The sequence below is a fragment of the Furfurilactobacillus rossiae DSM 15814 genome (assembly GCF_000428925.1).
Classification (GTDB): domain Bacteria; phylum Bacillota; class Bacilli; order Lactobacillales; family Lactobacillaceae; genus Furfurilactobacillus; species Furfurilactobacillus rossiae.
In genome coordinates this window covers 58,699-66,620 of record NZ_AUAW01000013.1, presented here as the reverse complement: position 1 = coordinate 66,620, position 7,922 = coordinate 58,699, and the positions used below count along the sequence as shown (strand labels likewise).

Annotated in this window: 5 protein-coding genes; all 5 read right to left on the bottom strand. The window is 43.4% G+C overall.

Annotated elements, in window-relative coordinates:
• Positions 1–23: 23 nt before the first annotated feature.
• The 5 genes from G400_RS14925 to G400_RS0109180 are packed head-to-tail and all read right to left on the bottom strand — an operon-like array spanning position 24 to position 7,667.
• A complete protein-coding gene (locus G400_RS14925; protein WP_035143825.1) occupies positions 24–557 on the bottom strand; it encodes a hypothetical protein in 534 nt (177 codons plus the stop codon).
• On the bottom strand, positions 554–1,822 hold the full coding sequence (locus tag G400_RS0109195) for an SIR2 family protein (protein WP_017262405.1): 1,269 nt from the start codon (positions 1,820–1,822) through the stop codon (positions 554–556). Before G400_RS0109195 ends, G400_RS14925 begins: the two co-directional genes overlap by 4 nt.
• Positions 1,823–1,878: 56 nt before the next feature.
• On the bottom strand, positions 1,879–5,028 hold the full coding sequence (locus G400_RS0109190; RefSeq protein WP_017262404.1) for a type I restriction endonuclease subunit R: 3,150 nt from the start codon (positions 5,026–5,028) through the stop codon (positions 1,879–1,881).
• A complete protein-coding gene (locus G400_RS15780; protein ID WP_017262403.1) occupies positions 5,021–6,151 on the bottom strand; it encodes a restriction endonuclease subunit S in 1,131 nt (376 codons plus the stop codon). Before G400_RS15780 ends, G400_RS0109190 begins: the two co-directional genes overlap by 8 nt.
• On the bottom strand, positions 6,141–7,667 hold the full coding sequence (locus tag G400_RS0109180; protein WP_017262402.1) for a type I restriction-modification system subunit M: 1,527 nt from the start codon (positions 7,665–7,667) through the stop codon (positions 6,141–6,143). Before G400_RS0109180 ends, G400_RS15780 begins: the two co-directional genes overlap by 11 nt.
• Positions 7,668–7,922: the final 255 nt, after the last annotated feature.

Below are 7,922 nucleotides of genomic sequence, written 5' to 3'. Positions count from 1 at the left end.
TTGCCGTCCTTTAAAATGATCAGTCATCTGAAAACCTCCAGTTTCAATTCATGATACAGGATGCACTCTCCCTGAGTAAACTTTGCACCAGAACCATTTAAAGATGCTTGACCACTATTTAGCGTGCTAGACACTTCAAGCGAACGTCGATACTCATCAACAAGTTTTGAATTTGCGACATACACTTTGTCGCTTATCCCGACATTCTTAAAACCCGGCAGTTTGAAACAACCCTCCTGATCCATATATCCAACGATATCAATACCAATCTCTGGAAACACACGATCAACATGCCCTTTATTGATTGCCTGATTTACAGAATCAGTATCCTGCACTTTTGCCTGGAACACCTCCCCGATAAATAAGCCCTGAGTATCCTCAATAACTACAAGATAGTTAATTGTATTAGGAATCAGATCCTCATTACGGATTTTTCGATTCCTTAAAAGTGAAAGGTTCTCAATTTGCACACAACTATTTCCCCGATACACCTGAGAAATTATTCCCAGATAGAAATTCTCTTTATCTATATCCGTATAATACTTGTCAACATTCATGATATTTCCTCGGGATATCCCACCAAATACTTTGTCAAATCTTTATTCAACGTTGCCCTTAAGAAAGCTACAGAGTTTGCATTTTCCATCATATGTTGTAATTCTGACCAATTCTTATTCGGTTTAGCTGAATCAAGTGAATAATCTGTGATTAACGTTGACAGGCCTGGGTTATGGCTGACCGCTTGAATGATCATCCTAGAAATATGGTTGTCAGCAAAACTAAATCCTGTTGTTACTAATAACGTGTTGGGCCGCTTGAGCAAATCTTGAAAACGAGCAAAAAGTTCAAAATATGGTTCTTCATAACTTTGCATATATTTATCACTACTTGGGAATATCATAACTGATTCACCTGGAGCATGCTTATCCAAGCGAACCACATTTTCACCACTTTTACTCATTCTCCAAGTTAAAGAACCATGAATCTTAAGCAGATCAATTACGTTCTTTTTATAGATGTTTTCTCTAGTTTTCACATCAGAAACATGTTTCGATAAATGCCACTCAAACATGTCATCATCAAATCGCGGCGTTCTAGAAAAAGAGAATCCATCAAACACCGTGTAATTCATACTCTCTGCCGCATCCTCAACAAGTGTGTCATAATTCGTAGTGACTACAGATAGCTTACTCTCAGAGGCTAATTTTTTTGACAGAATATTTATCAAAGCAGCATGATGAAACACATCTTTATCGTAACCATAACTGGTCTCTTGCTTGATGATGTCAAAAATTGCGGACTGAGATTCTTCCCACTTTTCCTTATCTTCTACAACAAATTGATTATGCATTATCAGGCGTGATAAAAAGGCTTCTAAATCAAAGCTTGAGTCGAGTTTATTGTTAGTTTCATCCAAAATGTTATCACTGTAGCCTATTTTGACAGCCATCTTTTCCAGAGGAAAAACATTGATTTCATTCTTTTCTGGCTTCGAATACTGAAAACAATAACTCCCTGATTTGAGCTGATTAAAGACAGTTTCGGCAATCATTGACACCGTTTTCCCGTACCTACCGTCAATGCTATCATTGTCGTCCATTACCACTGATGCACCAGCACCAATAAGAACAATAATATTCTCGAAAGACCGATCGACGAATTTAGAAACAGCTTTGGAGACCTCGCCTTTGAACTCAGACAGTTTATAATTTGTTTTTCCCGATTTTTCCTCTCGTTCCAGAGGCTCACCGTTTAAATAATAGCAATCACCTTCAGCTGAGAGATTGATATTACTCGAGGTAAAATACCTTGTTTTTCCCATTCTTTTACTCCTCAGTACGTTCGCTACATTACAGGAACACATACATGACAGATTAGCTATTGTCTCGAAGTATTCTCATTGAATGCCATCTTCTCAGCTTGCTCCACAACAGTCTCCACCGCAGACTTTGTAAAATCAGGCGGATACCCATATTTGCGCAACAATCTCTTAACAGCGATTCGCATGCTTGCCCGAGCAGACTCGCGCTGTACCCAGTCGGTCCGCTGCGCAGAATCGCGCACTTCTTTAACCAGAGCTTTGGCAATCTCTTGTAGCTTGTCAGCACCCAGTTCCTCAGCCGCACGTTTTTCATCGGCTAGTGCGTCATAGAACGCTTTTTCTTCAACGGACAGGCCCAAATCTTGGCCGTCAGTCTCCGCAGCCTGCATGGTCTTAGCGAGCTCAATGAGCTTACGAATCACTAATTCAGTGGTTACGCCACGTTGGTTGTACGCGTCTAATGACGCCTCCAACATATCGCCGAACTTACGCGACTGAACTAAGTTTACTTTGGTCATCGCTTTGATTTTGCCCTTGAGTAACCGTTCAAGCAGCTTCATCGCTAAACTCTTCTCGGGCATCTGCCCAACGCTGTCCAGAAAATCTTCAGATAGTAAACTTAGTTCCGGCCGCTCTAATCCCAGTTCTTCGTACAGATCAATAGGTTTCTCTGCCAAAACGGACTGATTAACCAGTTGATCGAGCTTCAGGTTTAACTGACTGTTGCCAATCTTGCGTCGCGAATCACTAGCGGTTTGCATCAGCTTAATCAACGCGTTCTTAACCGCAACAAAGAAGCCTACTTCACCGGCAATGGCGACGGCTTGATCCGTCGTAACGACCAACGCATGTGCTTTCTGAAGTTGAACAACGGTATCGGCAAACTTGCGCTGCTGATCAGGTTGCAACATTGCGACAGCATTTAGCGCCGTGCGGAACGCCTTTTGGCTCTTCTTACGATCATCGCTGATGAAGTCACTGTAATCAACATGATACAAGTAGTCGTTCGTGATGATGTCGTATTTCTCCTTCATCAACATGACAGCCTTGTCCACGTTAATTCCAGTCTGTTCTTTGTCAGAATCAGAGTATTGTTGCAATGCTGCCTTCAGACTGTCAGCAATCCCGATGTAATCAACGATTAAGCCACCATCTTTATCTTTGAAGACGCGGTTGACACGGGCGATGGCTTGCATCAGGTTGTGACCGTGCATTGGCTTGTCGATGTACATTGTATTCACTGCTGGCGCATCAAAACCAGTCAGCCACATGTCCACTACAATTACTACTTGAAGCTCATCTTGATCGTCCTTCATTCGCTGTTGAAGCTTGCGACGATCCGCAGCATTCGTATGATGCTTAGCAAGTTCCGGCCCATCAGAGGCAGCGTCGGAGGTCATGATGACCTTGATTTTACCCTTCATCAAATCGTCAGAATGCCAGTTTGGACGCAACTTGATAATCTCATCGTAGAGCTTCACTGCGTTCCGTCGCGACATTTCAACGATAATTGACTTGCCGAACTCTTGCGCTTGACGCGCCTCAAAATGCTTTACAAAGTGCTTCGCCAGAACTTCTAAGCGACCCTTCGTACCAGCCAGTCTCTCCAGCTTGGTAAACTCAGCGCGGCGTTTCTGTTCTTCGGTCTGTTCGCCTGCATTGTAGACCCCAGCTTCTTCCATCACCATTTCGTACTTGTGCTGGACTTGAGGATCGAGATCAAGCGGGATGATGTGGTTCTCGTAGTAAATTCGTACCGTTGCGTGGTCACGCACCGCGGCAGACATATCGTATACGTCGATGTAGTCACCAAACACACCACGAGTCGACTTATCACTGAAGTCAATCGGAGTGCCGGTAAACCCGATGAACGAAGCGTTAGGTAATGCTTCTCGCATGTACTGTGCGTAACCGTACTTCACCCCATTCTTGGTGAATTTCGCCTTCAACCCATACTGCGAACGGTGCGCTTCGTCAGAGATCACAATGATGTCAGACCGTGTATTAAGAACCGGCATTCTATCTTCGTTGTCTTCTGGCGCGAACTTCTGGATAGTAGAAAAGACAATACCACCGCCCTTACGCTCCAACAAGTCGCGGACTTCCGTACGCGATCTTGCCTGAGTTGGCGCCTGCCGCAGATAATCATGCGCCGCAGCGAAAGTCTGCCCTAATTGGTCATCAAGATCATTGCGGTCATTCACAACCAGAATCGTCGGATTGCCCAGCTTACGACTGACAATACCTGAGAAGAACACCATTGAAAGGGACTTGCCAGAGCCTTGCGTGTGCCAAACAACCCCGATACGATTGCTATCGGGATTTTTAAGGGTTTTAGCCGCAGCTTCAACAGCCTTGTTGACCATGTAGTATTGATGGTAAGCGGCGAGAATCTTGAAGGTCTTCGCCCCATCGGTCTCAAAAATGATGAAGTTTTGAATCAAGTCCAATACAACATCACGCTTCATCATGTTATTGATTAGCGTCTCCATTGCATAGACATCCAACTGCTTGTCGTCACGCTGCTCAGGCGAGCGCCACTGCATGAAGCGGTCAAAGCCCGCAGACAGGGAACCCGTTTGCGCATTCACCCCATCGCTAATGACAAGAATTTCGTTGTAAGCCATGTAATCAGAAATATCTTGCTTGTAAGTCTGTAACTGGTTAAACGCGTCTTCAATTCCTACATTAGCATTGGCCTGGTTCTTCAGTTCGAACGTCACAAGTGGCAAGCCATTGATAAATATCGTAATGTCCGGCCGTCGTTTACGCTCACCTTGCTCCATCGTAAACTGGTTAGTCACCACAAAATCGTTGGCATCCACATTATCAAAATCGATTGGTTTAAGCACATAGGTGTGGTCTTGTCCATCTTCAGAAACTTTAACCTTCGCACCCTCAATGATTAGCTTGTGTAGTTGATGGTTATTAGCCATCAAGTCAGGGCCATCCGTCACCAAATAAAACTGACGGACTGCCTCTTTGTATATGGCATCCTTCAACCCTGGTGTATTACGTTCTAGTGCGCTTCGCAAGCGTTGGTGCAGAACGACCTGTTTGTGGTCATTGTCACGCTCAGCATCAATGACATCGTTGGGGTCTTTATAACTATCACTGCGGTAATCCTGATACCCCAAAGAAACCAGCGCATCGATTGCCTCCAGCTCAACATCCTGTTCGTTTGTAAATGATTTGGTGTTAGGCATTATTATTCATCACCGTTTCGATGTTTGACAGATCTATGTCACCAGCAAGCAGTTTAGGCAAGAGTACGTTGCGAAGCCTGATCAAATGCTGGTTCTGCTCTTTGTTCAGCTTGATCATGTCAATAATATCCATAATTTGGAATCCAAATTGTTGAGCAGCTTCTTTTACGTAAGGGATTTCGTATGAGTACGCTACTCTAGGCAATACTCGCTGGCGTGAATTTGTCGACCCTGTTGTATTGGATTCAAGATACTTCTGATACCTTTTATCATTCACAACAGCGTACACAAATGCTTGCATTTCAGGCACATCAGCATTAAATGTTAGAAACTCGGTTGAGGCAACATTTAGTAACTCCTTAGACGTGTTTGGCAACCACACTCTCTTTACATCTGGATTCATCTTAGATACTAAAATTGAAAATGGCTCAACTACATTTTTATTGCTCTTGATATCTGAAGCAGCATCAACAATTGGGAATCTAGTGGCATCAAATGCGGGCATACTAAAATGGTTAACAAAGACCTCACTACTTTTCTTGGGATTAAACGTGCCTGACTTTGTTCGTATTATGCTCGATAACTTCACCCTACTGGCATTTTCGACCAGTTCACTACCTAAGTACGCTCTATTAAACATGCCATCAATTAACTTCAATAAATTCTTGTCAATTTGTTGATTAAGTTGAATTTTTTTATCAATTGTTTGCAGTATATCAGCAACAGTTACCTGAGTGGCTAAATCCGGAATTTTTACTGGAATAGAATACAGATTATTGCGATTAAGGCCCGGAACTGCACTATCAGTATTCATTTCCTGAAGTGGTAAAAATTGCAACAAATAATACGCAAAATATATATCAAGATCTTTTAAGTCTTCTCGCGTAACATAGTAAGTCGTGTCAATAGGATAAAATGAATTCTCTGTCAAAAAAACAGATCCAATATTCCCCTTCCGTCCAATAATTATTGCCGGGCCGTCAACAATTGAACGATTATGATAGTCAGTGACTCCAGAAGATCCATATACAGGAATTTTTCCAGAAACCCGATTTTTCTTCGGTAAAGCTCTTCCATAATTTGCTGTAATCACATCGCCCAATCTTACAATTCTATTTTCCATAACCAATTCCTCGCAGATTTTTCAGGATTCGTTGCTGAAGAATATTGCCTTGCTTAAATTGGTCTTGTAAGTCAGCACTGATCTTGTTCATCTCAACGTCATAGTCTTCATCACTCATCTGTTCTTGATGAGCCAAGCCAACATATCGGCCAGGCGTTAGGACATAATCATTAGTTTTGATTTCTTTAAGTTGCACGGCCTTACAAAATCCCAGAACATCCTTATATATCTCACCGGACGTACCATTGTAGGCGTGGTAAACACTAGCAATTTTGTCAATATCTTCTCGTGTGAATTCTCGATGGGTTCGATCGGTCATCTTTCCTAGTTCTCGAGCGTCAATAAATAGCGTTTCACCCGTTCTATCACGTTCCCCTTCACTTGCCTGGTCCATATCAAAAATCCAAACGGCGACAGGAATTGAAACCGAATAAAACATCTGCGTTGGCATCGCAACAATAGCGTCCACCTTATGATCTTCAAGCAGTGCCTTACGAATAGCGAGTTCGTCTTTGGTCGATGTAGACAGTGCTCCGTTAGCTAGAACAATCCCGGCTTTCCCATCAGGAGCTAGCTTACTCAGAATATGTTCTATCCAGGCATAGTTGGCATTGCTATTTCCCGGTACTCCCCACTTCCAACGTGCATCGTCAGCAACCTTATCCGCACCCCAATCCTTAACGTTAAATGGTGGGTTTGCCAGCGCGTAATCAAACCGTTCTCCGCGATGCTGATCATCTAGCAGCGTGTTAGCATTACGTGGACCAAGATTGTTGTCGATACCATGAATTGCCAAGTTCATCTTTGCCAAGCGCCAAGTCGTTGGATTCCATTCTTGACCATAAACAGAAAGGTCAAGGATATTACCCTGATGTTCACTCACAAACTCTTCAGACTGAACAAACATACCGCCTGAACCGCAGCATGGATCATAGATCTTGCCACTGAACGGCTGAATCATGTCTACCAGCGTTCGAACAATCGAACGTGGTGTATAGAACTCACCATCACCATTGGTTGCAAACTTGCGTAAGAAGAACTCATAAACGCGACCCAGCACGTCATTCTTCCGTGATTCTTCGTCTCCAACCTGCACATCAGTAAATAAATCGATAACTTCACCGAGCCGTTCTTTAGAAAGATCGTCAGAAGCATAGTTCTTCGGCAGGACACCTTTGATGCTGTCATTCTCGTTTTCAATTGAGGTCATAGCAGCATCAATAACAGTTCCGACATCTGGCGTTTTAGCGGCCGCCGCAATTACACTCCAACGCGCATTCTCAGGCAACCAGAAGATATTTTCGGCATCGTAAAAATCACGATCTTCCGCATCCTCTGGATATTCAGTTGCCTCAAGTTCAGCGTGTCGTTCTTCGAATGTATCGGACACATACTTCAGAAAAATCAGTCCTAGTACAACATTCCGGTAAGTTGACTGATCCATTGATCCCCGCAACTTATCACAGGCTTCCCAGAGCTTATCTTCAATCTTCAGTTCATTGCTTTTGGCTGGCATCAGCTTATCCTCCAATAGGTTCTTGTTAGTTTCATTTTACTCGATTTGGTCAGTGAATATTCCTCTTTGCGTAATCTTTCCTTCAACACATATTTGAGTGCGGTCACACTCTGTGTTTTCACAGAGCGTTTAACTTCCGACTTCTTGTCAAAGGACATTTCCAGCTCGCTACTAATGACAGTTCAACAAAAATCCCCGCCAGTCTGCCCTCATTCGGCCCAAACTTGGCGGGGATTCTGGCGGGGAACGTAACAA